This window comes from Streptomyces sp. NPDC107471, from assembly GCF_055582845.1.
Genome location: NZ_JBVJPC010000014.1, coordinates 151,667 through 176,745 on the forward strand (window position 1 = coordinate 151,667; position 25,079 = coordinate 176,745).

Sequence of the window (25,079 nt, forward strand, 5' to 3'; positions counted from 1 at the left end):
GTTCCTCCTGGTGGGGTGGGTGGATGTCGACCGCCTCCCGCACCGCTCCCGCAGTCCTCGCCGCTGCCCTGCTGCTCGCCGCCTGTGGTTCCGAGAGCGCCTCGCCAGGCGGGGACGACGGCAGTGGCGGCCCGGTGAGAGCCGAGGCACTGTGTCCTCCGGACTCGCCCCAGTACGGCAGCCTGCCGTCCTCGGAGCCGTCCGTCCGTCCCTCCGGCACGCCCACCAAGCTGCCTCTGCCCGCCGCGAACGGTGACGGTACGGACGGAGACGGCGTGAAGATCACCGCGCTGTACGCCTGGGGCTCGAAGAGCGGCTGCACGGGAGTCGACTACAGCGCGGACTTCGAGTTCACCAACCGGCAGACGGAGGCGGCCACTTACGAGCTGACCTTCAGCTTCCTCTCGACGTCCCGAGGCGCGGTCGAGAACCTGCGGAAGACCGTCGAGGCGGTCCGGCCGGGTCAGGTCGTCAAGGGCACCGTCGCCATGGGGGAGGGGGTCGGCAACGCACCCGAGGTGACGGGCGTAAAAGTGATCAAGGTGCGGAGCGTTCCCGAAGGCGAGGCGTCGTCCGCCTCCGGAACATGTCCGGAGTCCGGTATGCACGTCTACGCGGACGAGGGGGACGCGGCCATGGGCCTGCGCGTCGTCGGGCTGCACTTGGTCAACTGCGGTACGAAGCCCATCCGTCTCAACGGCTACCCGAAGCTCGCGCTCCAGGACGAGGACCATCACCCCGTGGACGGCGTGCGGATCCTTCAGGGGACGGATCAGATCAGTACCGGCCTCGGCGGGGACGACGGCCCCCAACTGACCGTCCTGCGAGCGGGGGAGGCCGCGGTGGCCGGGCTGGCCTGGCGCAACACCACCCAGGCCGGCGCACCGGTGAACGCGCCCTACGTCCGTGTCTGGGCCACACCCGCTGCCGATCCCGTGACGGTCGTGCCGGAACTCGACCTCGGTACGACCGGGAAGCTCGGCGTCGGCCCGTGGCGCAAGGACGAGACGTACAGGGGCCCCGCTTCTCCCGCCGCGCGGCCGTGATCACGCTCCTCGCCGTGATCGCTTTCGCGCTCGCCGGCTACCTGCTCGTGCATCCACGCATCCCACCCGGCATCAAGGTCGTCCTCTTCACTGCACCGCCGGTGGCCGGAGTCCTCTGGCTCCTGGAGGAGGTCTTCGGAAGGGGATTCACCGCCGGGGTCGTCGCCGCGGTGTTCCTGCTTGTCCTGGTCGCCCTGTTCGGGCTCCTCGGACACCCCCGTCTGCCGACCTGGACGAAGATGATCGTGTTCGGCACGGTTCCGGTGACGGCGCTGGCCTGGCTCCTGGTGGTCACGGCGGACGACACGATCAAGGACCCCGGCGAGGACCCGTGCTCCATGTACTACGGCGGCGTAGGCACGTCGAAGGCGTTTCCCCCGCAGGCCTATTGCCGCTACGAGGACGGCAGCACCCACGACCTGGCGAGCGGCAGCCAGTTCGTGTTCTGGGTCTGCCTCACCATCAGCCTGGCTCTGCTGTCGATCGGCCTGTGGCAGGTCGTACGGGACCCGGGGACGCTGGTGCGGCAGTTCAGGACGTTGTGAGCTGCGGAGGTTCCGAGGTCGCCACTGTCCTCCACCAGACGCGGGAGACGTAAGGATTTCGTCATCCCGTCACCGGCTGCGTCACGGCCGTTCGGTCCGTTGAATGAGGTGCCGACAGGGAAGATCCGTCGAAGTGAGGCCGGGATGGGGCGCGTGCGGGAGACGTTGGGCAGGCCGTTGGCCGTGGGGATGCTGACGGTGGCGGTTGCCGCTCTCGGTTTCGGGCTGTACTGGTTCCAGCCGTGGAAGCTGTGGCAGGACAAGACGGTGGAGGAGGCGCTGCCCGAAGTCGTGACCGCGCCGAGTGCGGCGACCGCGCCGATCCCGTCGATGGGCGGGCCCACGGGCTCCGGGTCGGCCGCGCCCAGCCCGGACGCGGAGCCGCGGACGGTGGCGCGTGGTGACCTCATCAGCCACGAGCACGCGACCTCGGGCACGGTGAGGCTCGTGCGGCTGGCCGACGGCTCCCATGTCGTCCGGCTGGAGGACCTCGACACCAGCAACGGCCCCGACCTGAGGGTGTGGTTGACCGACGCGCCGGTGAAGGAGGGGAGTGCGGGCTGGCGGGTGTTCGACGACGGGAAGCACGTCAGCCTCGGCAAGCTCAAGGGCAACAAGGGGAGCCAGAACTACACCGTGCCCGGTGACATCGATCCCTCCGCCTTCACCAGCGTGAGCATCTGGTGCGACCGTTTCGACGTGTCCTTCGGCGCGGCTGAACTCGCGCGCGCCTGACGGGTTTTGCCGACAGCCCGGTCGGAAGAGTCCGCAGGGGGCGGACACAACTGATGCGGGCCACGGACAGGATGTCCGTGGCCCGCATCAGTTGTGAGTGCGTCCGTGTTACGCGGCTTTCGGGCTGCGTGTCACGGCGTTGCTCGCCTCAGCCTGCCTGACGTTGCACGACAAGGTCGGCCCAGGTCGGCAGGTCAGGCGTGGCGGTGGGACCGCCGGTTGCCCGTGACCACGCGGTACAGCACGAGCAGGATGAGCGAGCCGACGATGGCGGCTATCCAGGTCGACAGGTCGAAGAAACCGTCGATCGAGTCGACACCGAAGATCACCTTGCCGAGCCAGCCTCCGAGGAGACCGCCGACGATGCCGATCAGCATGGTGATGATGATGCCCCCCGGGTCCTTGCCGGGCAGCAGAAGCTTGGCGATAGCGCCGGCCAGCAGGCCGATCAGAATCCAGGCGATGATGCCCACGTCTCCTCCTCGTTCAGAAATACCTTCCTCACCCGAATGCGCCCGGACGGGGAAGATAAACCTGGAATAAAGATGATCGATATGGGGACGGGTGGTCGCTCCTGTCCAGGCGCCTGAAGCGACGTGCCCGAGCCCGTTGCGGATCGGATTGCCCGGGAAGCGCGCGGCAATCCTGTCCCGCCGGGCCGACATGCGTCCTCCTCCAGTGGCACGACTGACGGTTCCCCTGCCCGGTACCTACTAGGTACCATCTGGTGTATGCCATCCCTGAACGTGCCGTTCACCGAGGAAGAACTCGAAGGCGTCCGCGCGGCCGCGGCCGCCGAGGGCAAGAGCCTCAAGCAGTACCTGCACGACCTCGGCGTGCGCGAGATGCAGCGCAAGCAGTTCATCGCGGGTGCGGGTGCCTGGGCGGACCGCCTGCGCGACGAGTTCGACGACGCATTCCCCGACGAGGTGCCCCCGGCCGAACGCCAGGGCGGGACTGCTGCCGCCTGATGCACCTGCACATCGACGTCTCCTGGCTCCTGGACGTCCAGGAAACCGCCCTCGGCTCCGAGGACATGTCCGTCGAGGACTACTCCGCCCTGGTCGCCGCCGTGGCCCGGCACAGGACCAGACTGCCCACCCTCCACGCAGCCGACCCGGACGCCGCCTGGCGCGCGGCCGCGCTCATGCACACCATCGTGCGCCTGGAGCCGCTGCCCTTCCGCAACAGCCTCTTCGCCGCGTTCGTAGCCGCCCAGTACATGGACCAGTCCGGCGAGGGAATCGACCCGCCCTACGGCGCCCTGTCCGACCTCGTACGCAAGATCCGCGACTCACGCATGCGGGTCCCCGAAGCGGCCGACGAGATCCGGGCCTGGAGGATCTGATCCGGAACGGCTGCCGCCCGTGCGGTGTCACTTGTCTCTTGCAAGCCTGCCTGCGACGAAGCCCCCGGTGATGCCATCCTTGCCAACTCGCCCTGACAGCACCTCACTTCACACCCCCTCAATGAGCCAGCAACATCCGCCGAGCCAACCGAGTGATCTCCCGCGTGGCCGGTGACAGTACCGATCCCTGGCGTCGGACCACCGCGATGGTGTCGTACAGGGGTTCCGCGAACTCGACCGTGTGCAGGTTGTCCGGGAAGGCGCGGCTGCGGGCGACCGCTCGCGAGACGATGGTGTCTCCCGCGCCGCGGGCGACGATGTGCAGCGCGGATTCGACGTGTTCGACCTCGATGGCGGCGGACAGGGTGACGCCCTCCACCTGGGCGCGTTCGGCGAGTTGGCGGCGGGTGGGGTCCCGCCAGCCGTAGTGGGCGTCGTAGAGGATGAGGTTCGCGGCGGCGAGGTCGGCCATGGTGACCGGTCGCGCGGTGTGGCCGGGGTCGGCGGAGACGTAGACCACCTCGTCGCGCATGAGGGGGGTGACCTCCAGGCCCTCGGCGTCGATGGGCAGGACCACCAGGCCGGCCTCCAGGTCGCCGGCGCCCACGGCTTCCACGACCTCCACGGAGTTGAGGCCGACGATCCGCAGCCGCACCTTGGGATGGCGGGTGTGGAAGGTCTCCAGCAGCTCGGACAGGAAGTAGTAGTCCGCGTTGCGCAGCAGGCCGAAGGTGGCCACGCCCCCGTCGAGGGAGGTCAGTGAGCGCAGGGCGCGGTCCGCGCCGTCGGCGGCCTCGATCGCCTGCTGTGCGTAGGGCAGCAGTTCCTCGCCGGCCGCGGTCAGGACAAGGCGTCGCGGCCCTCGGGTGAACAGCGGCACCCGGTAGTGGTCCTCCATCCGTCTGATGAGCTCCGAGACCGAGGGCTGGGTGGTCCGCAGCTCGCCCGCGGCGGCGGAGAACGTGCCCAGTCGCGCCGAGGCGAGGAACGCACGGAGCTGGTTGAGAGTGATCGCGGCGACGGGAGGGGAGGACATGTCGTCATGGTGCCATAGGGCAACCCTATGCAGGGTCGAGGACAAGACGGCCTTGTCCTGGGTCAGGCGCTGCCTCAGGCTCTGCTGTATGAAATTGAGCCACCGCTTCACCACCGATTTCGCCAACCGCTTCACCCTGCTCAAGGCTCCGGACGTCGACGCGCCGCCCGCCCAGCGCGACCCCGAGGTGATCGAGACCGTCAGCCGCATGCTGTCGGACATCGAGCGCGACGGCGTCGACGCGATCCGCCGGTACGCGCGCTCCCTCGACGGCCAGCCCGACGGCGCGGTGGAACTGGACGCGGCGCAGGTGGCGCAGAGTGGGGACCGGCTGCCGAAGGAGCTGCGGGCGGCCATCGAGCTGGGCGCCGAGCGCACACAGCGCTTCGCCGCGTTGCAGCGCGCGCACCTGTCGGACTTCGAGGAGGAGATCGCCCCCGGCCTGGTCGTGGGACAGCGGTACGTGCCGGTGGGAGCCGTCGGGGCGTATCTGCCGGCGGGCCGCTTCCCGCTCACCGCCAGCGCCTTCATGACCGTGGGTGTGGCCAAGGCCGCGGGCGTCCCGACCGTCGTCGGATGCACCCCGCCCCAGCCGGACGGCCGCGGCAACGACGCCGTGACCTACGCCGCGCACCTGTCCGGCATCGACCACCTCTACGTACTGGGCGGTGTGCAGGCCCTGGCCGCCATGGCCTTCGGCCTGCTGGACCGGCCGCCCGTGGACATGATCGTCGGCGCGGGCAACGCCTACGTGGCCGAGGCCAAGCGCCAACTGTTCGGCACGGTCGCCATCGACCTGCTCGCGGGCCCGTCCGAGGTCGCCGTCATCGCCGACGAGACCGCCGACGCCGAGGCCGTCGCGGCGGATCTCCTCGGCCAGGCGGAGCACGGCCCCAATTCGCCGGCCGCCCTGGTCACCACCTCCGAGCGCCTGGGACGGGACGTCATCGCCGCCGCCGAGCGACAGCTCGCGACCCTGGCCACCCGGGACATCTGCGGCCCGGCGTGGCGCGACTACGGCTCGGTCATCCTGGTGGGCAGCCGGGAGGACGCCGTCGCGGTGATGGACGAGCTCGCCCCGGAGCACCTGGAGGTGCACACCGGCGAGGACGACTGGTACCACGACGCGCTGCACAACTACGGCTCGCTCTTCCTCGGCCACTGGAGCACGGTGGCCTACTCGGACAAGGGCATGGCCGGCACGAACCACACGCTGCCCACCGCGGGCGGCGCCAAGCACAGTGCCGGACTGTCGGTCTCCCGCTACCTCAAGCCGCTCACCTACCAGCGCATCGCCCGTGAGGCCACGCCGCTGCTGGCGGAGGCGGTCGAGGTGATCTCCGCCAGCGAGGGCATGGCCGCCCACGAGGCCACGGCCACCCTGCGCCTGCGCACCTACGCGGGCTGACCCGCCCGGCGCCCCGCACGCATGGCCCGCCCGACAAGCCCCCGGCCCCGCCCCGGACCCCACACGCCCCGGCCCCGGCCCCACCCCGGGCACGTCGGGCGGCCACGCACCACCAGCCGGCACCCGGCAGACACTCCGCGGAAACGTCTCCTCATCCCCCGGACAACCCCCGGCATCCACCGGACAACCCCCGGCCCAGCAACCGACAGCCTCCCCGAACCAGCCACCAGCAGCTTCTACGATCCAGCCATCAGCACAGAGAACCGGTGCACGATATGAAATCGCTACGACGCGAAGGCGCAGGCCCGCCCCGCTCCGCCGCGGGCGCCGCCGTGGCCGTCGCGCTGGCCACGCTCCTCGCCTGCGCCGCCTGCAGCCCGCCGGGGGCAGGCAAGGGGACCGCCGCCGGCGGCACCGTCGCCATCACCGACCCCGTGACAGCGCAACAGGTCGCCGCCCTCGGTGACGTGACCCTGCGGATGTGGGCGGACCAGGCGGAGAAGCCGCTGATGAAGTCGGTCGTACCGGCGTTCGAGAAGCAGTATCCGAACGTCAAGGTCGACATCACCTACAAGAGCTTCGACGACCTGATCGCCACCGTCGTCAACGCGGCGTCCGGCACCAACCCGCCCGACCTGTTCGAGGGCAACATCGGCTACGCGGTCGACGGGGCCCTGGTCAAGGCGAAACTGGTGCGCCCCCTGGACGACGTGGCGGCCGCCTACGGCTGGATCACCGGCACCGGCGCGAGCACCCTCGCCCCTGCCCGCTGGAACGGTTCGGGCACCGCCTTCGGCAGCGGCAACCTCTACGGCATGTCGCCCATCAGCGAGGTCCAGGGCATCTACTACAACAAGGCCCAGCTCAAGGAGCTCGGTCTGAAGCCCCCGCAGTCCCTCGCCGACCTCGAAAAGGACCTGCCGGTCGTCAAGGAGGCCGGCAAGCAGCCGATCATGCTGGGCAACAGCGACCAGTACGCCGCCACCCACATCTTCTCCGACCTGGCCGTCACCGAGCAGACGCCGGCGTCGATCCGGGACTGGATCGGCGGCAAGGCGGGCACCACCTTCGTCACCAAGGGCAACGCCAAGGCGGCCGGGACGATGGCCGAGTGGGCGAAGAAGGGCTACTTCGGCTCCGGCTACGACGGACTGAGCAACGAGGACGCCATCAGCCGGTTCGCCAAGGGGTCGGGCGTCTTCTTCGTCGGCGGCTCGTGGAACGGGGCCACGCTCGACCCGGCGAAGTTCGGATTCGGCGCGCTGACCACCGGCGGCGCGGGAGCCACCGCCTCGCCGTGGCACATCTCCGCCTCCTCCAAGATCACCCCCGCCGCGGTCGCCTTCCTCGCCGCCCTGCACACACCCAAGGCCGGACAGGTGATCCTCGACACCGGGCGGCTGCCCGTCGTCACCGACGGGGTGAAGGGCACCAACAGCCTGCAGACCCAGACCCTCGACGCCCTCAAGCGCACGATCGCCGCGGGCACCCAGGTCGGCTACTACGACTGGACCGCCTCCGACATGCTCAACGTCATGGGCGGCAAGCTCCAGGAGGTCATGGCCGGGCGCACCGGCGACGCGGAGTTCCTGAAGGCCGTCCAGGCGTCCTGGCTCAAGGCGAGGCAGGCGCAATGACCACCGCGGCCACCACCCCGAAGCAGGGCGCCACCGCCCCGGCCCCACCGGCGGCCCGCACCGGCCGCCCCCACGGCCCCCGCCGCCCCTCCCTCCGGGCCTACGTCTCCTCCGTGTCCTGGTCCTCGCTGCTGTACGTGGCACCGGCTCTGGCGTTCTTCGCCGTCTTCGTCCTGTACCCCATCGGCATCTCCGTCTGGTACTCGTTCTACGCCTACGACGGCCTGACCCAGGGCACGCCGGTCGGCTGGGACAACTACGCGGCCGTCTTCACCGACAGCGCGCTGCGCGCCGCACTGCTGCACTCACTGGTCCTGCTGTTCTTCTACGCCGTCCTGCCGGTCTGCGTCGGCCTCCTGCTGGCCGGCGCCATGTCCCGGATCCGGGTGTACGGACTGACGGTGTTCCGAGCGGTGCTGTTCCTGCCGCAGATCCTCTCCAGCGTCGTCGTCGCCGTCGCCTGGCGGAACCTGCTCGCCGTCGACGGACCCGTCAACTCGGTCCTCAAGGCCGTAGGACTGGGCCGGTTCGCCACGAGCTGGCTGGGCGACTTCGACACCGCCCTCCCGTCGATCGGCGTGATCGGCGCCTGGGTCGAGTACGGGCTGTGCATGGTGCTCTTCCTCAGCGGCATCGTCGCCATCGACCGCTCCACCTACGAGGCGGCACGCCTGGACGGCGCCGGGCCCGTACGGGAGTTCTTCGCGATCACCCTGCCCGCCCTGCGCCCGCAGATCTCGATCGCGCTGATCCTCACGGTCACCTTCGCGCTGCGCAACTTCGACCTCATCTGGAACACCACCCGGGGCGGCCCCGGCACCACCACGACCGTGCCGAGCCTGTACGTCTACCAGGACGCGTTCCAGAACCGCATGCTCGGCCGGGCCTCCGCGCTGGCGATCGTGCTGACCGTGGTGATCCTCGCCGTCGTCACCGTCGTACAGCTCGCGCTGCGTGAACGCGAGCGCCCGTTCCGCCGCTTCGCCGGGTCGGGCAGGACCGGAAGGCCAGGCAGGAAGGTGCAGTCATGAGAATCGCCCGCAGCGAGAGCGTCGCCACCCACGCGCTGCTCGTCCTGGCGTCCGTCGTCGCCGTCTTCCCCCTGGTGTCGATCGTCGTCTCGTCCCTGCACGGGGTGGCCGGCTCCGGTGGGATCTCCTTCGCCAGCTACTCCACGGCCTGGACCCAGGGCCGGTTCGGGTCCGCGCTGCTGTCGAGCGCGCTGGTGGCCGTCACCGTCGTGGTGGTCACCGTGGTGCTCGCCGCCCTGGCCGGTTACGCGCTGGCCACCATGCGTGTGCCGGGCGGCCGGATCATCGTCGGCCTGCTGCTCGTGGGCCTGGTCCTGCCGTACGAGGTGACGGTCCTGCCGCTGTACGAGCTGCTCACCGGATGGCATCTCGTCGACACCTACGGCGCGTTGATCCTGCCGCAGATCGCCCTGTCCATCCCGCTCGGCGTGCTGTGGATGAGGTCGTTCTTCGCGTCCGTCCCGGTGGAGCTGCTGGAGGCGGCGCGCATCGACGGTACGAGCCGGCTGCAGAGCCTGCGTCTGGTCGTCCTGCCCATCGCGGGGCCCGCCCTCACCACGCTGAGCACGGTGCTGTTCCTGTTCACCTGGAACGAGTTCCTGCTCGCGCTGATCCTCGTGCCCGACAACGCCTCGGTGCAGACCGTGCCGCTCGCGCTGTCCTTCTTCTCCGGAGCCGCCCGTTCCAGCGACCCGGCGGTCACCGCGGCCGCCGCCGTCCTGGTCGCCCTGCCGGTGCTGCTGGCGTACGTCTTCCTCCAGCGGCGCCTGATCAGCGGCCTGACCGAAGGAGCCGTCAAGTGACCGCGCCCCTGCTGCCCGAGGACACCGGCGTCACCCGTGTCGTGTGCGAACAACTGGCCCCACAGATAGGGGAGTTGGCGCGCAACAAGGAGCTGGCCCTCGATGCCGTCCGGCGCGCCCTGGCCGACCGTGCCGACATCGTCGTGCTGCCCGAACTGACCACCTCCGGCTACGTCTTCGCCGACGCCGACGAAGCCCGGCGCACGGCGATCACCGCCGACGACGCCTTCTTCACCGACCTCGGCGACCTCCTGGCCGGCACCCGTACCGTCGTGGTGCTGGGCCTCTGCGAGGACGGCGGCCCGGTGCTGTACAACAGCGCCGCCGTCGTCGACGCGAGCGGAGTGCGCGCCGTCTACCGCAAGACCCATCTGTGGGACCGCGAGACGCTGTTCTTCACCCCCGGCGAGCGCATGGCGCCGGTCGTCACGACCCCGCACGGCCGCGTCGGCGTCCTGATCTGCTACGACCTCGAGTTCCCCGAGATGCCCCGCCGACTGGCCACGGCCGGCGCCGACCTCATCGTCGTGCCGACCAACTGGCCCCTGGAGGAGCGCCCGGCCGACGAACGCCCCGCCGAGATCATCCAGGCGCAGGCCGCCGCCCGGGCCAACGGCCTCTACATCGCCTGCGCGGACCGCGGCGGCACCGAACGCGGACAGGCATGGACGCAGGGCACGGCCGTCATCAACCAGTACGGCTGGATCACCGCCGCTGCCGCCGACGAGCGGCCCCGGGTCGTCGCCGACCTCTTCCTCCACCTGTCCCGGGAGAAGACCCTCTCCCCGCACAACGACCTGCTCGGCGACCGCCGCACCGACCTCTACGCCCAGGAGAGCCCCCAGCTATGACGTCCGCCGACACCACACCGCCCGCGCCGGCGTCCGCGCCCGCCCGCCTCGCCGCGGACGGCGAGTGGTGGCGCACCGCGGTCATCTACCAGGTCTACCCGCGCTCGTTCGCCGACAGCGACGGCGACGGCACCGGCGACCTGCCCGGCATCACCGCACACCTGGACCACCTCGCCGACCTCGGCGTGGACGCCCTGTGGCTCTCGCCGTTCTACCCCTCGCCCCAGCGCGACGGCGGCTACGACGTCGCCGACTACCGCGCGGTCGACCCCCGTTACGGCACCCTCGCCGACTTCGACGCCCTGCTGGCCCGGGCCCACACCCTGGGCATCCGCGTCGTCGTCGACCTCGTGCCCAACCACTGCTCCAGCGAACACACCGCGTTCCAGGCCGCGTTGGCGGCGGCCCCGGGCAGCCCGGAGCGGGACCTGTTCCACTTCCGCGACGGCCGCGGCCCGGACGGCGACCTGCCGCCCAACGACTGGACGTCGATGTTCGAAGGCCCGGCCTGGACCCGCGTCACCGAGGCCGACGGCCGCCCCGGGCAGTGGTACCTGCACCTGTTCGACCCCGGCCAGCCCGACTGGAACTGGGACAATCCCGCCGTCCGCGCGGACTTCGAGACGACCCTGCGCTTCTGGCTCGACCGCGGCGTCGACGGCTTCCGCGTCGACGTCTGCGACGCCCTCGTCAAGGTCGACGGCCTGCCCGACTGGCCCCACCAGACCCACGGAGTCATCGAACCCGTCGACGGCGTCATGCCCCCCATGTGGGACCAGGAGGGCATCCACGACATCTTCCGCGCCTGGCGCAAACTCCTGGACACCTACGACGGCCACCGCATCCTGTGCGCCGAGGCCTGGCTCCCGCCCGAGCGCGCCGCCCGCATCATCCGCCCCGACGAGATGCACCAGGCCTTCAACTTCCGCTTCCTGGAGACTCCTTGGCAGGCGGACGCCCTGCGCGCCGTCATCGACGAGTCCCTGACGGCCAACGACGCGGTCGGCGCCCCCACCACCTGGGTCCTGTCCAACCACGACGTCATGCGCCACGCCAGCCGCTTCGGATACGACGGTCCCGTCGCCCTGGAGCACGGCGTCGGAGCCGACGACCCCCAGCCCGACCGCGCGACGGGCCTGCGCCGCGCGCGAGCGGCAACCGCCCTCATGCTGGCCCTGCCCGGCTCCGCCTACCTCTACCAGGGCGAGGAACTCGGCCTCCCCGAGGCGACCGACCTGCCGGACGCGGCCCGCCAGGACCCGGTGTGGGAACGCTCCGGCCACCGCATCCGCGGTCGCGACGGCTGCCGCGTCCCTATGCCATGGACCAGCCAGGGCCCCGCCTTCGGCTTCAGCGACACCCCCGACACCTGGCTCCCGCAGCCCGCCTACTACGGCACCTACGCAGCCGACACCCAGCGCGACGACCCCGACTCCACGCTGCACCTCTACCGCGACCTGCTGCGCCTGCGCCGCCACCACCGGCTCGGAACAGGAGACCTGCGCTGGCAGACGTCCCCCGACGATGTCCTGCACATCACCAACGGTGAGATCGAAGTGATCACCAACCTCAGTCCCGACCCGATCCCACTGCCCCCTTCCCGCCACCTCGTGATCACCTCCGGAGTGGTGAGGGATCACGTGGCGCCGGATACGACGGTGTGGCTGGTGCGGGACTGATGAGGGACTGACGCGGGGCTCCGGCCGGCGGGCGACCACCGGCCGGAGCCCCGCCCGACGTCCAGATCCTCAGGCGGGACGCTTGGCCATGACGACGAGACCCGGCCCGCTGAACTCGTCCGGTGGGAGCCGGAGTTCGGCAACAGGGGACAGCCCCGCCTGCTCGATCAGCTCCACATACTGCCCCGGCTGCCATTTGTGGGTCGTCCAGCGGACGGTCACCCCTCCGTAGGCCTCCGTGCGCACCGCGTCCTCGGCACCTACGTGTGTACCGGTGATGAAGTGTCCGCCCGGCTTCAGGGCCCGCGTGAACAGGGCGAGGACCTGAGGAAGGATGTCGCGGGGGAGGTTGAACAGCGACCACCATCCGAGCACACCGCCGAGGGACGCCTCTTCGAGGCTGAGGTCGGTGGCGGAAGCGACGCTGAAGCGGCAGTGCGGGTACAGACGGCGGGCGTTCTCGATCATTCGGGGTGAGAGATCGACCCCGGACACGTCGAGTCCGCGTTCGGCGAGGTAGGCGGTCACCGTTCCGGGTCCGCAACCGACGTCCAGGACGGGCCCGAGGTCGCTCACGGTGTCTGCGAAAGCGTCGATGGATGCCTTGAGCCAGGGATGGCGACGGATGTCGCCCATGCCCGTCGTCGCCACCATCTCGGCGTAGTTGTCGGCCACCCGGTCATAGGACTCACGGACCGTGTCGAGATCGGCCGGTCGATCGATTTGGTGTGCACGCATCAGGCAAATATAGGGGGCCGAAGGTCGCTTGAGGTGAGCCTGTTCCGCACATCCACAGGAGCCCGGAGCCCTCAACGGGGTGGTGAAGTGGCAGACGTTGTACAAGAGTTGAGGTCTGCTGGAGCATCAGGGGCGGGGAGACACAGATGCGCGCAATGCGTAATGGATTGTACGTGGCCGTGACAGCGTTCGAGGATGCGCTCCAGCCGTTGGAGCAGGCGAAGTCCTTCAGGATGGTGGGGGAGTTGCGCAGTCCGGACGGGGCGGAGGTCACGTTCGATGCCCGCCTCGACGGCCGGGGCGCCTGCGCGGGGACGGTGGGAGGCGCGGAGAGTCTCCTGATGGGCAAGCGGGTGTGGACAGCGCCCTGCCCGCTGCCGTGAGCAGGCTTGCCGGGGACGAGCGGGTCACGGAGCTCGATCCGGCAGCGGATCCGGCGGAGAACACGCAGTGGGCCGCGGAGCAACTGCTGCGGGGCACGTACATGGTGACGGACCTGCCGGGCGACGTGACGGAGACCGAGGGCATCGCGCCGGTCTGCCGGACAGGACTCCTGCTGGCACAAGCCTCTTCGGGCGCCGGCGACGTGACGTCCGGCCCCGTGACGGTGCGCGACGGCGAACGACTGCGCCCGCTCTCCAGGACCATGGGGCCCGTGACCATCCGGGTCCACGTGCCGGAGCACGGCAGTCCGGAAGCACGGCTTGCCGAGTACCGGGTGGAGGGAGGCAGGTCTCTCTCCGTACGGTTCAGCAACCTCGGCAAGCCCGTCACGGTCCACCGACCGGACCGAGAACAGACCATCGGGTCCAGGGATGTGATGGCGGTCCTCGAAGGGGGAGGCGCCTGACGGCCACGATCAGGAGGCCGTGAGCACGAGCTGCACACCTAAGCCGCTTTGTGTCTCGAATCAGGGCATATCAAAGAGCGTGACGACGCTCTGCGGTGCTTCTCGGCCGAAGAACATCTCCAGGTTCCGCGCAGAGCGACCGGCGGCTTCGCTGGCACGCAGGAACAACCGCTCTTCGTAGGCGGCGAGCGCGGCCTCGACGTCGTCTTGCCCAACCAGTTGGCTCGCGAGGTCCGCGCCGTCGTACATGGCGAGGTTCGCGCCTTCGCCTGCGAAGGGTGACATCAGGTGTGCGGCGTCGCCGACGAGTGTGACGCCCGGGGTCCTGTCCCATCGGAGTCCGACGGGAAGGGCGTAGATGGGGCGCAGCCACGGTTCCGCGTCGCTCGCCGTCACGAAGGCGGTGAGGAGCGGCGACCAGCCATCCAACTCGTCGGCGAGTCGACGGAGGCCGGCGGTCGGGTTGCCGAAGTCGATCGACCTGATCCACTCCTCGGGCTTGTTCAGCGCCACGTATCCGCGCACGTGTCCGTCGGCGTAGCGATGGACGATGATGCCCTTGCCCGGCGCGACTGCCATCAGCGTGCCGCTGCCGATCGCCGAGACGTTCGTCCCGCTGTCCTGGCCGCTTGAGGTGAGGGCGATCTCGATGAAGCAGGTTCCGGCGTAGAGAGGCTTGGCGGGGGTGAGCAGCGGGCGCACCCTCGACCAGGCGCCGTCCGCGCCGATGACGGTGTCAGCGCGCGCGGTGGAACCTTGCGCAAAGTCGAGGTCGTAGTCGCCCTCCGGACGGTGTCGGATCAAGGCGAGCCTGTAACCCCACCTGATCGTCCCGGGTGACAGCGAGTCGATGAGCAGGCGCCTGAGTTCGCCACGGTCCACTTCAGGGCGGGCCGAAGCGGGGTCCGCGGGCAGGTCGAACAGGATCGTGCCGTGGCGGTCGACTACGCGTTTGGCGTCCTCGCCCGGGCGGACCAGGGCGAGGAACTCGTCGTACAGACCGGCTGCGCGAAGCGCGACCTGGCCGGTCTCCTCGTGGATGTCGAGCAGGCCGCCCTGCGTGCGGCTGTTCGCCGAAGTCTCAGCCTCGTAGATGGTCGCGGAGACGCCGTGCGCCTGAAGCACCCGGGCGAGCGTCAGCCCGCCGAGCCCTGCTCCGACGATGGCGATGGTCTGCTGCATAGTGCGCTCCTGTGGTGCGCCGACATGCGTCGACGGTGTTCAGCGCCAGGAGCGGACGGGATGCCCGGTCCCAGCAAGGAGACGCTCACCGATCAGAACCATCTGCATCGGTGTATGCGCGATGTCCGGCGGATGGGCCCAGAACATCGTTTTTCGCGACCTTGTGACTATAGCTCGGCATGCGCAGTGCGGTGGCGACGTTGTGCTCCAGAACACCGGCGTAGGCGCTGAGCACGGCGCAGAGCACCTGAGCCTGTTCCGAGGAGTGTGTCAGGACGGCGCGAGCCCCGTTCGGTGTCGGACGGCACGCGATGTGCTCAGTCGCGATACACCGGTCGCCTCTGTGCCGGGCCCACCGCTAGACCAACCCGGCCCGATACACCAGTAGCGCGATCTGGACGCGGTTGTTCAGATCGAGCTTGGTGAGGATGTGCGAGACATGTGTCTTGACGGTGGGGAGGCTCATGAAGCACGCGGTGGCGATCTCGGCGTTCGTCCTGCCTTGCGCCACGGCGAGGGCGACTTCACGCTCGCGGGGTGCGAGCAGGTCCAGTGCCTCTACGGCCTCGGATCGTTCTCTGTGTCGGTCGGGGCCGCCCGCCGATGCCGGTGCGGTGACCGCGTTGATCAACTGCTTCACGGCAGCCGAGGACAGGACCGGTTCCCCGGCCATCACGTTGCGGACCGCGGCCACGATCTGATCCGGCGGGGTGTGCTTGAGGATGTACCCGGCCGCCCCGGCCCGGAGCGCGTCCAAGATGTAGCTGTCGCTGGTGAACGTGGTGAGGATCAGCACCTCGGGAGGGCTGGGTCGACTGCGCAGTGCCGCGGTGGCGGCGAGACCGTCCATCTTCGGCATACGGATGTCCATCAGGACCAGGTCGAGGGCGTGGGTGTCGACGAGCAACGGCACGTCCGCCCCGTCGGCTGCCTCCGCGACGACCTCGATGTCGGGAGCCGCTGACATCATCAGCCGTAGTCCTGAGCGGACCAGGGGGTCGTCGTCGACGACGGCGAGGCGGATCACGTTGTCCATGGAAGCCAGATCTCCAGGCGGAACTCGGTAGCGGTCATCTCGTGGTGCAGGCGGCCGTCGGCGAGGGCTACCCGTTCCTTCATCCCGATCAGCCCCTGACCCGAACCTGGCACGGGGTCGGGGCGACCGGTCGCCAGAGGGTTGGTGACAGTGAGGCTGAGTCCCGTTCGGGCATCGCCGGTGAGGGTCACGCTCACAGGGGTGCCGGGCGCGTGCTTGCGATGGTTGGTCAGGGCCTCCTGGAGGAGCCGGTACGCAGCCCGGCCCACCGACGCTGACATGGTGTGCGGCTCATCGAGCTGCTCGTGCAGAGCGAGATCCACGCCCGTCGCCCGTGTCTCCGCCACCAGGCGTGTCATGTCGGAGAGGGTGGGCTGGGGCGGTTCGGTGTGGTTGCCGATCACGGGCGCGCGCAGCACCCGCAAGACGTCCTGAAGGTCCTCGAGCGCCTGATGGGAGCTGCTCCTGATCACCCCGACCGCGTCAGCCAGATCTTCTGGCAGAGCGTCACGGTGGTATTCGAGCGCTCCGGCATGCAGGGACAGCAGGGACAGCCGATGGGCAAGCACGTCGTGCATCTCTCGGGCGATCTCCTCCCGCGCCTGCTGCTGAGCGAGCTGCGCGCGTGCAGCCGCTTCGGCTTCCGCGCGCAGAGCCCGGTCACGCAGCCCGGCGACGGCCAGACCCCATCCCACGGTGCCCGCCACAAGCGTGATGCCCGCGATGAAGGACGCGAGCCCTCGCGGTCCGACGTACGGAGTGAGGGCGGTATGCACACCGAGCGGAGCCAGCACAGCGGCGGTGGCCCAGCCGATGGTCCTGCCGGAGCAGGTGTGCGCGACGGTGAAGAGTCCGATCAGTACGGGGACGGCGAGTGGCCATGCAGCGCTCAGCAGGACCAGGGCGATCGTCAGGGCAACGGGATGCCTTCTTCGCACCATCAGCGCCAGGCAGGCCAGTAGAGGAACGACGCTGTCCAGCGCGGTAGTTCCCCAGGCGAGGGGCAGCGCCCGGTCCACCACTCCCTGGAGGGTGCTGCCCGCCCACTGCGGATAGACGACCAGTCCTTGCTGTTGTGCCCGGGTGACGAGCAGCGTCAGGCCGGCCCCGAGGGCGGCCACGGTGAGATCCACGAGTCGCGGATGTGTCCGCCATGCCTGCTGTTTCTCCGCCACGACAGCCACCGTAAGGGATGCACCTGATGGTTCCCGTATGTGCCCGCCCGTACCGATACCAAAGTATGACTGTGGTGCCGGGCGGCTCATTCTTTGGGACGTGTGCATGCGCAGACTATTTCCTGATTCCGTGAAACCCGGCTTTTTTTAGCCTTCTCGGCATGGAATCAAGTGAATTTCGCAAGGTGCTGTCCAAGGGACGTGGAATTCCCGCCCTTTGTATTGCCGTCGGAATGTATCTGGCGGTGCTCGGCTTCGTTCGTCTGTCGGGGCGGGTCCTGGCGCATGTCTCCGTCGCGCTCTTGAGGGTCCCTGCCATGCCGGAAGCGTTTCCTCTGGTGCTGGGTCTGGTTCTCGTCGGCGTCGCGGTGTTCTTCCTCCGCCGGGAGCGTGCCAACCCGCAGGTGAGCGAGGAGCGGTGAGGCGGGGGAGCAACCGTCTGCGTTCGGTCGGGCTCGCCCTGGTCGCAGGGGCCTGCCTGCTCGCCGGTACCGGTTGCAGCACCCTGCACGATGTGACGACCCCGCAGGCCGCACGCGAGGACGCGACAGCGAAGGCAGCCGCCAGCGCCGATCAGCCCGACTGCCACGTGTTCAAATGTGTCGCGCTCACATTCGACGGAGGTCCCAGCAAACCCACTCCGAAACTGCTCGATATTCTCCAGCAGAAGAAAGTGCACGCCACGTTCTTCCTGCAAGGACGGGGGCACACGGATACGTACCCGGCGACCGTTCGGCGAATGGCTGAAGAAGGCCACGAAATAGCCAACCACACCTGGTCCCACAAGATACTGACCGAACTGGATCGGAAGCAGATCCTGGCGGAGATGACGCCCGTCCAGGAGGACGTGCGCCGTATCACCGGCAAGACGCCCCGGCTGATGCGTCCACCGCAGGGGCGGACGAACGACGAGGTCTCCCGGGTGATGAAGGAACTCGGCCTGGCACAGATCCTTTGGAGCGTGACCGCCAAGGACTACGCGACCACCGACACCGCCCTCATCAAGAAGCGAGTGCTGGAGCAGACGGACCGGGACGGGATCATCCTGCTGCATGATCGCTACAGGGGCACGATCCCGGCGGTGCCGCAGATCATCGACGCCCTGCGCGCACGCGGCTACACCATCGTGACCGTCTCCCAGCTCATGGCCCCGGCAACACCGAAGGCCGGCGAGGTCTACCGGCCGTGACGCGCCGACCAGCTCGGTAGGCGCGCTGACCGCCAACGAGCCCTGCCCGGATCGGCCCACATGTTGAGGCCGGTACGGGCAGGGCAGTACGCGGCAGTACGGGCACAGTGCGGCCTGGCACAGCGAAGGCCCCCGTGCCGCGGAGTACCCGAAGGTATTCGCGTGGGGGCCTTCTCGGGATCAGGCAACTATCCGTGTGACAGGGTCAGTTGGCGCCGTTCTCCCAGTGGTGGACGGCCTTGGTCGCGGTGACGTCGTTCGCGTAGACCAGGGCGACGCGGTGGTTGTACTGGACGGTGTACATCTTCTTGCCGCCGATGACCACCGCTCCGCTGGAGGGGAAGTAGTCGTCGGTTGCGGTCGCTTCCTGTGTGGCCACGTACGCCTGTCCGGTCGGGATGGTGTACATGCTCAGCGGTGCCTGGGTGGAAGCGCCCAGACCGACCGGGTATTCGGCCTTGTCGGGGTAGCTGGAGCCGTACAGCGACACGGGGGTCGCGGTCGCCGGCTTGATGATCTTCACTCCGTAGACGGGGCGGGTGTTGCTGCCACCGGGGTTGTGGAACCACACCTTGGCGCCGCTGAACCAGATCGCGGTCCAGTCGTCCTGGACGTCCGCGACGACGAACTGCTGTCCGGCCTGAGCCGTGCTGCCCCAGTCGTTCACCCGGTCGGTACCGGGCGCGGTGCCGTGGATGGCCTGGTCGCCGAAGAGCGGGGCGGTCTCGCTCGGGGCGGTGCGCAGGTAGACGAAGTTGGTCCGGTGCTGCTGCTCCGTGCAGGCGGTGGTCTCTCCGGTCGGGTCGTCGGAGGGGCACACCTGGAGGGTCTGCACGTTGTCCGCGAACGTCGGCGTGACCGACACGACGGAGCCGGGCTGCGGCACTTCGGACAGGCTGCTGGTGGGTACACCGAGCAGGTTCATGAAGTGGTTCCAGTCCCAGGCGTACCCCGGGTCCCAGTGCATGCCGGCGACGAGGGAGGAGTTCGGTCCGGCAACGTTGTCATGCCCGACGATGTGCTGCCGGTCCAGCGGGATGTCGAACCGGTCGGCCAGGTACCTCACGAGGTCGGCGGTGGCCTGGTACTGCGCCTCCGTGTACCAGGCGGCTCCGTGGGCCGCGTACCCCTCGTGCTCGATGCCGATCGAGTGCAGGTTGGTCGAGTAGTTGCCCGCGTGGAAGGCGATGTCCTTGGTGGGCACCATCTGGGTGACCGCGCCGGAAGAGGACATCACGTAGTGGGTCGAGGCGGGGTTCGTGGGGTTGGCCAGGCCCGCGACACCGGCGTCGTAGGTGGACTCCAGGTCGTGGATGACGATCGTGTCGATGCGGATGCCGTTGGCCGGACGATCGGCCACCTGGCGGCCGACCGGTGATCCGGCGACGAAGGTGCAGTCGACGGTGGCGGGGCATTCGGTGGCGGTCGCCGTGGCGGACGCCTTCAGGCGGAGGGAGTTGATCTGCTCCCGCGCGGGAGCGACGGAGGGGCGAGCGGCCAGGCGTACCCGCTGGCCGTCCTGGGTCGTGGCCGAGGCGCCGTCGCGGATCGTCCGGAAGACACGGTCGGCGAAGGCGGCCGCGGCCTGCTTCTGCTTGGCCTGGCTGTACCGCGCCACAGCCCCGTACCACCGGGAGGGATCCGAGGGGGTCCCGTCGACCAACTCCCTTTCGTACGAGGCGAGCAGGGCGGCGCCCCCGCGGATGTTCGCGGTGTCGTCCTCACGCAGCGCCTCGACGGAGAGTCCCGTCAACTCGGCGGCCTCACGCAGGGTGTGCAGGGCGGGGTCCGCGGCGAGGGAGTGGAGCTCTGCTCGTCCCGCCGCGCCCGCGGCGCCGGCCGCCAGCATGGCGGGGGTGACGTCCGTGAGGTTCATGGGCCCGTAACCGCCGTCGGTGCTCGGCAGGGCTCCGTGACCGTCCCAGGCCGACTCCTGGTGGGAGAGGGCGAGCAGCACGCTGGAAGGGATGTGGAACTCCTCGGCGGCGGCCAGGAGCGCCTGTTGGCGGGAGTCCGCGGTCGGGCTCGGGTCGTCGGCCTGGGCGAGACCGGGCAGGGTGAACAGAGAGCCTGCGACCAACGCGCCCACGGCGATGCCGACAGGCAGGCCACGGACCTTCTTTCGTCTGTGCAAGATGATGCTCCTCAGGGGAAGAAACTCGGGCATCAAGGTGTGCCGGCGGCCTGGCCGCCGGTGGGGGACAGAGCTCCTGCCGACTCGATGCGTGGACGACTATAGAGCCATGTTCGTTGCATCGGCCACGAAAAGGTGGACGGTTTCAGCCACCGTGTGTGGTGTGGATGAGGAGTGAGGAAGGGACTTAACGGCCCTTTCGGAGCAGCGAGTTGCCTCTCGTCCCGAACGGGCTGCAGAAGGGAGGGGAGAGCAAAGACGGTGTGGAGTGCTATACACTGTTCACAGTGGTTCCGACACTGTGTGACAAACACTGTTGCCGGTGTGGGAGCGCTCGTCCACCCTCGGACTGACCGTCAGGGGGTGTGTGCCTCGGGCGCCTGCGCGATCCCCCGCGAGCAGGCGCCCGAGGCCGGCGCACGGCTCTGCGCGGGAGAGCCGTGCGGGGCTCGGGTCAGGACTTCTGGGCGCGATAGAGACCGCGGCCCGCCCGGCGTACGCGGGACGTGCCGACCAGGCGGTCGAGCGTGCTGCGCACGGCGTTGATGCTTCCGCTGTCGGTGTCGCGTCCGAGTGCCGCGGCCACGTCACGCGCGCGGACCTCCGCGTCACCGACCCCTGCGAAGTACTCCAGGATCTGCTCGGTGAGGGCACCGTAGGAGCGCGGTTCGTCGACCTCGGCAGGCGGCAAGGTGACCGGCTTCTCCTTGGGCGTCTTCGCGCTCTGCCGGGGCGTGGACTGCTTCCGTGCCGGGCGGGCGGGTGCGGCGGCCGGAGTCTCGGCCTTCGCCTGGGCGGCCTGTTCGGACGCGCGACGGTCGCCGCTCTCCTCGGAGTCGGCGGCAGCGCGGCGGCCTGACGGCTCGGCCATGAGGACGGTCAGGGCGTTCAGTGCCCGCTGGACGGAGTCGAGGTGGGCGGCGACGGCGGCCAGTTCCCTCTCCAGTGCCTGCTTCTGAATCTCCAGGCGGGCGAGGTCCTCCTGGAGGCTCTCCGCAGTGATCTCAATGTCATGCGCTGCGCGAGTTGCCGACACCATGTCTTCCTCTCATCCTCAATCCTCCGTGCCGCGCCTCGTGAAGTCAGATGCGGTGCCGCTCGGCTCGGACCCGGGGATGTGCGTCGGGACATCGTATGTCAAAGCGTACGAGGTTCGAACCCGGAAGGTGCAAGACGGTGTATAGGAGGTCTCACAGGATCACGTGGTTGCCACTGTCCTTCCACGCTCGGTACCTCAGCCGTGCGGGCCCGGCGCGGACCGGTCGCGCTGACAGCGGCGGTGCCCAGGGGCCGTGAGCACCGGGCGGTCATGGTCGGCGTGTGTTCACCGGCCGTTCATTCGGAGGCCCGTCCGGCCTGGTCGCGAAGGTGGCGCAGGCGCTCCGCTGACCAGTGGATGCGGGCGCTCACGTCGTCGAGTGCCTCCTGGAGGATGCGGATCCGTGCCTCTAGTACGGCGGCTTCCGCAGCGAGAAAGGCGCCGACGGCAAGGGGATCGAGGTCCCGGCCCATGGGATGGCCTCACTTCTCCCGCGTGGCTGCTCGGTTCCAGTGGCGGAGCTTGTCCGGGTTGAGAACGGCCCAGATCTGCATGACCTGGTCGCCCACGACGTCCAGGCTGATGACGGCGGCCACCTCGTCGCCGTAGCGCACCACTATCCCGGTACGGCCGTTGACGGGCTGGCAGTGGAGGGTGGTGCGGGGGCGGCCGGCCAGGAAGGTCAGCAGACTGCGGGTGACGCGCCGTGCGCCGTGGACGGGCCGGGTGAGGGCCCTGACCTTGCCGCCTCCGTCGAAGAACACGGTGGCGTCCGGTGCCAGCAGGGACGCCAGGAGTGCGGGGTTCTCCGCCGCGCAGGCCTGGTGAACCGCGTGCACCACACGGTCGTGCTGCCGCCGTGAGGTCGGACGTGTCCATCTGGCCCGAAGGCTGTGACGGGCCCTGGAGGCGAGGTCGCCGCACTGCTGTTCCGTCCGGCCGACGATGTCGGCGACCGTCCCCGGCGCCATCCCGAACACGTCGTTGAGGACGAATGCCGCCCGTTCGGTCGGTGACAACGTGTCCAGCGCCTGCAGAAGAGTGTGGCTCACCTCTTCGTCCAGATCCGGAGGGGACGCCGCGCCCGCCGCGCCCGGGCGCGACTGGTCGACCGGGGCCGAGCGCTCCAGGCAGATTCCGCCGAGGGTCTTCACGAGCCAGGACCGAGGTTCGGCGATGAGGGTCCGTTCGTCGTCGGGCAGGCGGTACCAGTGCCGGTAGGTCTGCGCCACGACGTCCTCGGCGTCCTGGCTTCGGCTCAGCATCCAGTAGGCGACGTTGAGCAGATGGCGTCGTTCGTCCAGCAGCTCCGCGATCGGCACCGCGTCGTCGTCCCGCTCCTGGTCCATCTGGTCTCACCCTTCGCGCGGCACCCGACAAGGGCGGCGCCGCCTTGATCCCGGCCCGCTGTTTCCGCCGCGGCTTCCGACACGGGAGCCGGATCGCCCGCCGGTGCTCTGTCACCGATGCACTGCTGACCGGACAGGGGCGAATCCTGTGACACGGTCTCCGGACGCATGTTCAGACGCAGGGCAGGACGCGACGTCCGAGCATGCGGATTTCGGGGGCCTGGGACGGGAGTGGCACGAGGGGGCGCGAACGCGGCCAGGTCCCCGCTGCCCGACCGTCCGCACCCCTCGCCACCGACCAGCTCGGACTAACGCCCGCTGTCCTCCGCCCAGTGCGCTTCGAGGGCGGCCGCGACGTCCGCCGGCCGCTCCAGCACCGTCCAGTGGTTGCAGTCGAGCCTGACGACGCGGGCGTGCAGGGTGGCGCCGAGTTCGTCGCCGAACTCGATCTGGCAGGCCGGGTCGCGTGCGCCCCAGAACACCAGTGAGGGCGCGGTCACGTTCGACAGTGCCGGTTCCCACTGCGCCCCCATGGTCACGGCGGACCGGTACAGCCGCAGGATGCTGTCCTTCATGGTGTCGTCGACATGCCGAACCATCTCCTCCACCGGCTCGACGGGTGCGTCGAAGCCGTTCACCAGGTCCTTGGCGAAGGAGGCGGGGTCCAGATCGGCCATGAACCGCTCGCCCACGCCCGGCGCCTGCCAGATCTCGGCCAGCGGGTGCCAGACATAGCGGGAACTGATGGGGCCGTTGCCACCGGCCCAGGTGCGCACCAGGTCGGGGCGGACGGAGGCGACTCGGGCGGTGAGGATGCAGCCCCAGTCGTGACCGACCAGGTCCACGGGCTCGCCGACGCTCTCGAGACGTTCGATGAGCCAGTCGACGTACTCCTCCTTGCTGGAGCCGAACCCCGTGGGCCGGGGAGTGCCGAATCCGGGCAGGTCCCAGGCCTCGACGTCGGGGCGGGTCAGATGCCGGCGGACGCCGTCCCACACGCGATGGGTGTCGGGAACGCCGTGGATCAGGATGGCGGGCATGGTCGGTACATCCCTCTGAGAGAAGCCGCGGCCGCAGGCGGGGAGGCCCTTGCGGCTGCGGCTGCGGCTGCGGCTGGCCTGGACGGCGAGCATCGTGTGCGGCGCCGGAAGTCGACAACATAGTGGCACACAGTGTTGCGGCTCATCGAAGCGGAGCCCGCCTCGGGACAGCCCGCACTGCCCGAAGCTCCGTTCGGGATCCGCAGCACACTTCGTCGCGTCACAGATGAAGCCCCGGATCTGTCAACCAGGGCATGTACTCCCTCTCGTCCCGTCCGCCGGCGTATCCGACAGGCGTGCATCCTCAGGACACGTACGCCGTCAGCGCGGAGTTCTACGACGTGCTGCAAGGCGAGGCCGATGCCGCCCACGTCCGGGATCTCTACGGCGACGCTGTGAGAAGCGCGCGTCTCGGCGTGCTGGACATCGGCGCGGGCACCGGCCGTGTCACGCTGCTGGCCCTCGCCGAGTCAGAGGTGGGCGTGCACGCCGTGGAGCCCGCGCGTTCCATGCGCTCCGCGCTGATGACCAGGCTCGCGGCCCTGCCCGCCCCCGTGCGCGGACGGGTCACCGTGCACCCCTGCGCTCTCGGCGAGGCCCGGCTGCACGGTGCCGCTGATGTCGCCGTCTGCCACAACACCCTGGCGTGCCTCGATCCTTCCTCGCGCCGTCGGCTCTACCCGGCCGTCGCCGAAGCGCTCAGCCACGGCGGCATCTTCCTGCTGCACCTTCCGCCCGCCCACCTCCCGCGGACGCGCACCGTCCACCTGTTGCCCGTGCAGACACTCGGTCGGCACGAGTACGGCGGGCGCATGGTGCTGTCGGCCGAGGCGGGCCGCATCCGGACCCGCTTCGAGTACTGGGTACGGGACGTGACGGGTGGTCTGCGCGAGTACACCGAGACCTTCTGGATGTGGCCGGCCTCCCGGGACGACGTGGTCGCGGACCTCGCAGAACAGGGGTTCGTCCCGGTGCCCGACGCGGGCGATCCGGCGGTGCTGACCGTTCGACGCGTGTGACAGTGTCTGAAGACACCTCGCCGTCCGGCGGGCGGCGGTTGCGTGACGGCGCCCGCCGTTGCCACCGGACGTGCTCCCGGCCATGAACCGAGTGTCACACCGAGCCGCTTCTTCCTGTCTTCCTCCTTGCGGACTAGTTCGGCCTTCCTCGGGCCGCGGCCCGCGCCACCGACAGCAGGGATACGGCGACGGCTCGCATCGGCCCGCTC

26 protein-coding genes are annotated in these 25,079 nt (G+C 69.5%); 16 read left to right on the forward strand and 10 right to left on the reverse strand.

Annotated elements, in window-relative coordinates:
* The first annotated feature begins 23 nt into the window (after positions 1-23).
* From ACZ66S_RS35870 to ACZ66S_RS35880, 3 genes are all read left to right on the forward strand, one after another.
* Entirely contained in the window at positions 24-1,046 is a 1,023-nt protein-coding gene (locus tag ACZ66S_RS35870; protein WP_469905746.1) for a DUF4232 domain-containing protein, read from the forward strand.
* Positions 1,047-1,060: 14 nt separating this feature from the next.
* Positions 1,061-1,591 (forward strand): hypothetical protein, encoded by a 531-nt coding sequence (locus ACZ66S_RS35875; RefSeq protein ID WP_469905747.1) that lies wholly within the window; start codon positions 1,061-1,063, stop codon positions 1,589-1,591.
* A gap of 144 nt (positions 1,592-1,735) precedes the next feature.
* Positions 1,736-2,326 carry a DM13 domain-containing protein gene (locus tag ACZ66S_RS35880; RefSeq protein ID WP_469905748.1) on the forward strand — a complete coding sequence of 197 codons (591 nt, stop codon included), beginning with the start codon at positions 1,736-1,738 and terminating at the stop codon, positions 2,324-2,326.
* 194 nt (positions 2,327-2,520) lie between these two features.
* Here ACZ66S_RS35880 and ACZ66S_RS35885 read toward each other — a convergent pair whose 3' ends face one another.
* A complete protein-coding gene (locus ACZ66S_RS35885; RefSeq protein ID WP_020120489.1) occupies positions 2,521-2,799 on the reverse strand; it encodes a GlsB/YeaQ/YmgE family stress response membrane protein in 279 nt (92 codons plus the stop codon).
* 258 nt (positions 2,800-3,057) lie between these two features.
* Here ACZ66S_RS35885 and ACZ66S_RS35890 point away from each other — a divergent pair, with 258 nt between their 5' ends.
* On the forward strand, positions 3,058-3,297 hold the full coding sequence (locus tag ACZ66S_RS35890) for a hypothetical protein (protein ID WP_469905749.1): 240 nt from the start codon (positions 3,058-3,060) through the stop codon (positions 3,295-3,297).
* Positions 3,297-3,674 (forward strand): toxin Doc, encoded by a 378-nt coding sequence (locus ACZ66S_RS35895; RefSeq protein WP_469905750.1) that lies wholly within the window; start codon positions 3,297-3,299, stop codon positions 3,672-3,674. The genes ACZ66S_RS35890 and ACZ66S_RS35895 overlap by 1 nt, the downstream gene beginning before the upstream one ends.
* Before the next feature lie 118 nt (positions 3,675-3,792).
* Here ACZ66S_RS35895 and ACZ66S_RS35900 read toward each other — a convergent pair whose 3' ends face one another.
* The gene (locus ACZ66S_RS35900) at positions 3,793-4,710 is read right to left on the reverse strand and encodes a LysR family transcriptional regulator (RefSeq protein WP_469905751.1); all 918 of its coding nucleotides are present in this window, start codon (positions 4,708-4,710) and stop codon (positions 3,793-3,795) included.
* Positions 4,711-4,798: 88 nt separating this feature from the next.
* On the opposite strand from ACZ66S_RS35900, the gene hisD reads away from it, so the two are divergent.
* From hisD to ACZ66S_RS35930, 6 genes are all read left to right on the forward strand, one after another.
* Positions 4,799-6,118, forward strand: a complete 1,320-nt coding sequence (hisD, locus tag ACZ66S_RS35905; protein WP_469905752.1) for a histidinol dehydrogenase — start codon at positions 4,799-4,801, stop codon at positions 6,116-6,118.
* Between the two features lie 275 nt (positions 6,119-6,393).
* Positions 6,394-7,755 carry an ABC transporter substrate-binding protein gene (locus ACZ66S_RS35910; protein ID WP_469905753.1) on the forward strand — a complete coding sequence of 454 codons (1,362 nt, stop codon included), beginning with the start codon at positions 6,394-6,396 and terminating at the stop codon, positions 7,753-7,755.
* Positions 7,752-8,786, forward strand: coding sequence for a carbohydrate ABC transporter permease (locus ACZ66S_RS35915; protein ID WP_469905754.1), 1,035 nt, complete (start codon positions 7,752-7,754; stop codon positions 8,784-8,786). The genes ACZ66S_RS35910 and ACZ66S_RS35915 overlap by 4 nt, the downstream gene beginning before the upstream one ends.
* A complete protein-coding gene (locus tag ACZ66S_RS35920; RefSeq protein ID WP_469905755.1) occupies positions 8,783-9,589 on the forward strand; it encodes a carbohydrate ABC transporter permease in 807 nt (268 codons plus the stop codon). Before ACZ66S_RS35915 ends, ACZ66S_RS35920 begins: the two co-directional genes overlap by 4 nt.
* Positions 9,586-10,440, forward strand: coding sequence for a nitrilase-related carbon-nitrogen hydrolase (locus ACZ66S_RS35925; RefSeq protein ID WP_469905756.1), 855 nt, complete (start codon positions 9,586-9,588; stop codon positions 10,438-10,440). The genes ACZ66S_RS35920 and ACZ66S_RS35925 overlap by 4 nt, the downstream gene beginning before the upstream one ends.
* The gene (locus ACZ66S_RS35930) at positions 10,437-12,119 is read left to right on the forward strand and encodes a glycoside hydrolase family 13 protein (RefSeq protein WP_469905757.1); all 1,683 of its coding nucleotides are present in this window, start codon (positions 10,437-10,439) and stop codon (positions 12,117-12,119) included. The genes ACZ66S_RS35925 and ACZ66S_RS35930 overlap by 4 nt, the downstream gene beginning before the upstream one ends.
* Before the next feature lie 69 nt (positions 12,120-12,188).
* Here the strand turns inward: ACZ66S_RS35930 and ACZ66S_RS35935 are convergent, their stop codons facing one another.
* Entirely contained in the window at positions 12,189-12,857 is a 669-nt protein-coding gene (locus tag ACZ66S_RS35935; protein ID WP_469905758.1) for a class I SAM-dependent methyltransferase, read from the reverse strand.
* A 173-nt stretch (positions 12,858-13,030) separates the two neighbouring features.
* Here ACZ66S_RS35935 and ACZ66S_RS35940 point away from each other — a divergent pair, with 173 nt between their 5' ends.
* Together ACZ66S_RS35940 and ACZ66S_RS35945 are read left to right on the forward strand one after the other, a co-directional pair.
* Entirely contained in the window at positions 13,031-13,240 is a 210-nt protein-coding gene (locus ACZ66S_RS35940; RefSeq protein ID WP_469905759.1) for a hypothetical protein, read from the forward strand.
* Positions 13,237-13,707 carry a hypothetical protein gene (locus ACZ66S_RS35945; RefSeq protein WP_469905760.1) on the forward strand — a complete coding sequence of 157 codons (471 nt, stop codon included), beginning with the start codon at positions 13,237-13,239 and terminating at the stop codon, positions 13,705-13,707. The genes ACZ66S_RS35940 and ACZ66S_RS35945 overlap by 4 nt, the downstream gene beginning before the upstream one ends.
* A gap of 60 nt (positions 13,708-13,767) precedes the next feature.
* On the opposite strand, the gene ACZ66S_RS35950 is transcribed toward ACZ66S_RS35945, so the two are convergent.
* From ACZ66S_RS35950 to ACZ66S_RS35960, 3 genes are all read right to left on the reverse strand, one after another.
* Positions 13,768-14,889: an FAD-dependent oxidoreductase gene (locus tag ACZ66S_RS35950; protein ID WP_469905761.1), complete on the reverse strand. Its 1,122-nt coding sequence runs from the start codon at positions 14,887-14,889 to the stop codon at positions 13,768-13,770.
* Positions 14,890-15,247: 358 nt separating this feature from the next.
* Positions 15,248-15,925 (reverse strand): response regulator transcription factor, encoded by a 678-nt coding sequence (locus ACZ66S_RS35955; protein ID WP_469905762.1) that lies wholly within the window; start codon positions 15,923-15,925, stop codon positions 15,248-15,250.
* Positions 15,913-17,100 (reverse strand): sensor histidine kinase, encoded by a 1,188-nt coding sequence (locus ACZ66S_RS35960; RefSeq protein ID WP_469905763.1) that lies wholly within the window; start codon positions 17,098-17,100, stop codon positions 15,913-15,915. The genes ACZ66S_RS35955 and ACZ66S_RS35960 overlap by 13 nt, the downstream gene beginning before the upstream one ends.
* 161 nt (positions 17,101-17,261) lie before the next feature.
* On the opposite strand from ACZ66S_RS35960, the gene ACZ66S_RS35965 reads away from it, so the two are divergent.
* Together ACZ66S_RS35965 and ACZ66S_RS35970 are read left to right on the forward strand one after the other, a co-directional pair.
* The gene (locus ACZ66S_RS35965) at positions 17,262-17,522 is read left to right on the forward strand and encodes a hypothetical protein (RefSeq protein ID WP_469905764.1); all 261 of its coding nucleotides are present in this window, start codon (positions 17,262-17,264) and stop codon (positions 17,520-17,522) included.
* Positions 17,519-18,289 (forward strand): polysaccharide deacetylase family protein, encoded by a 771-nt coding sequence (locus ACZ66S_RS35970; protein WP_469905765.1) that lies wholly within the window; start codon positions 17,519-17,521, stop codon positions 18,287-18,289. Before ACZ66S_RS35965 ends, ACZ66S_RS35970 begins: the two co-directional genes overlap by 4 nt.
* 205 nt (positions 18,290-18,494) lie before the next feature.
* On the opposite strand, the gene ACZ66S_RS35975 is transcribed toward ACZ66S_RS35970, so the two are convergent.
* From ACZ66S_RS35975 to ACZ66S_RS35990, 4 genes are all read right to left on the reverse strand, one after another.
* A complete protein-coding gene (locus tag ACZ66S_RS35975) occupies positions 18,495-20,423 on the reverse strand; it encodes an N-acetylmuramoyl-L-alanine amidase (RefSeq protein WP_469905766.1) in 1,929 nt (642 codons plus the stop codon).
* 454 nt (positions 20,424-20,877) lie between these two features.
* Entirely contained in the window at positions 20,878-21,462 is a 585-nt protein-coding gene (locus tag ACZ66S_RS35980; RefSeq protein ID WP_469905767.1) for a hypothetical protein, read from the reverse strand.
* 482 nt (positions 21,463-21,944) lie between these two features.
* Positions 21,945-22,811 (reverse strand): sigma factor-like helix-turn-helix DNA-binding protein, encoded by an 867-nt coding sequence (locus ACZ66S_RS35985; protein ID WP_469905768.1) that lies wholly within the window; start codon positions 22,809-22,811, stop codon positions 21,945-21,947.
* Between the two features lie 308 nt (positions 22,812-23,119).
* Complete coding sequence (locus ACZ66S_RS35990) at positions 23,120-23,851, reverse strand: alpha/beta fold hydrolase (protein WP_469905769.1); 732 nt, start codon at positions 23,849-23,851, stop codon at positions 23,120-23,122.
* Between the two features lie 296 nt (positions 23,852-24,147).
* Here ACZ66S_RS35990 and ACZ66S_RS35995 point away from each other — a divergent pair, with 296 nt between their 5' ends.
* Positions 24,148-24,870 carry an SAM-dependent methyltransferase gene (locus tag ACZ66S_RS35995; RefSeq protein WP_469905770.1) on the forward strand — a complete coding sequence of 241 codons (723 nt, stop codon included), beginning with the start codon at positions 24,148-24,150 and terminating at the stop codon, positions 24,868-24,870.
* Positions 24,871-25,079: the final 209 nt, after the last annotated feature.

What these genes read in the sequence shown, in the direction of transcription:
- ACZ66S_RS35955 (WP_469905762.1), bottom strand. Translation starts at nt 15,925, where the DNA reads ATGGACAACGTGATCCGCCTCGCCGTCGTCGACGACGACCCCCTGGTC.
- ACZ66S_RS35880 (WP_469905748.1), top strand. Translation starts at nt 1,736, where the DNA reads ATGGGGCGCGTGCGGGAGACGTTGGGCAGGCCGTTGGCCGTGGGGATG.
- ACZ66S_RS35890 (WP_469905749.1), top strand. Translation starts at nt 3,058, where the DNA reads ATGCCATCCCTGAACGTGCCGTTCACCGAGGAAGAACTCGAAGGCGTC.
- ACZ66S_RS35965 (WP_469905764.1), top strand. Translation starts at nt 17,262, where the DNA reads ATGGAATCAAGTGAATTTCGCAAGGTGCTGTCCAAGGGACGTGGAATT.
- ACZ66S_RS35900 (WP_469905751.1), bottom strand. Translation starts at nt 4,710, where the DNA reads ATGTCCTCCCCTCCCGTCGCCGCGATCACTCTCAACCAGCTCCGTGCG.
- ACZ66S_RS35935 (WP_469905758.1), bottom strand. Translation starts at nt 12,857, where the DNA reads ATGCGTGCACACCAAATCGATCGACCGGCCGATCTCGACACGGTCCGT.
- ACZ66S_RS35895 (WP_469905750.1), top strand. Translation starts at nt 3,297, where the DNA reads ATGCACCTGCACATCGACGTCTCCTGGCTCCTGGACGTCCAGGAAACC.
- ACZ66S_RS35950 (WP_469905761.1), bottom strand. Translation starts at nt 14,889, where the DNA reads ATGCAGCAGACCATCGCCATCGTCGGAGCAGGGCTCGGCGGGCTGACG.
- hisD (WP_469905752.1), top strand. Translation starts at nt 4,799, where the DNA reads ATGAAATTGAGCCACCGCTTCACCACCGATTTCGCCAACCGCTTCACC.
- ACZ66S_RS35920 (WP_469905755.1), top strand. Translation starts at nt 8,783, where the DNA reads ATGAGAATCGCCCGCAGCGAGAGCGTCGCCACCCACGCGCTGCTCGTC.
- ACZ66S_RS35930 (WP_469905757.1), top strand. Translation starts at nt 10,437, where the DNA reads ATGACGTCCGCCGACACCACACCGCCCGCGCCGGCGTCCGCGCCCGCC.
- ACZ66S_RS35870 (WP_469905746.1), top strand. Translation starts at nt 24, where the DNA reads ATGTCGACCGCCTCCCGCACCGCTCCCGCAGTCCTCGCCGCTGCCCTG.
- ACZ66S_RS35980 (WP_469905767.1), bottom strand. Translation starts at nt 21,462, where the DNA reads ATGGTGTCGGCAACTCGCGCAGCGCATGACATTGAGATCACTGCGGAG.
- ACZ66S_RS35915 (WP_469905754.1), top strand. Translation starts at nt 7,752, where the DNA reads ATGACCACCGCGGCCACCACCCCGAAGCAGGGCGCCACCGCCCCGGCC.
- ACZ66S_RS35910 (WP_469905753.1), top strand. Translation starts at nt 6,394, where the DNA reads ATGAAATCGCTACGACGCGAAGGCGCAGGCCCGCCCCGCTCCGCCGCG.
- ACZ66S_RS35985 (WP_469905768.1), bottom strand. Translation starts at nt 22,811, where the DNA reads ATGGACCAGGAGCGGGACGACGACGCGGTGCCGATCGCGGAGCTGCTG.
- ACZ66S_RS35990 (WP_469905769.1), bottom strand. Translation starts at nt 23,851, where the DNA reads ATGCCCGCCATCCTGATCCACGGCGTTCCCGACACCCATCGCGTGTGG.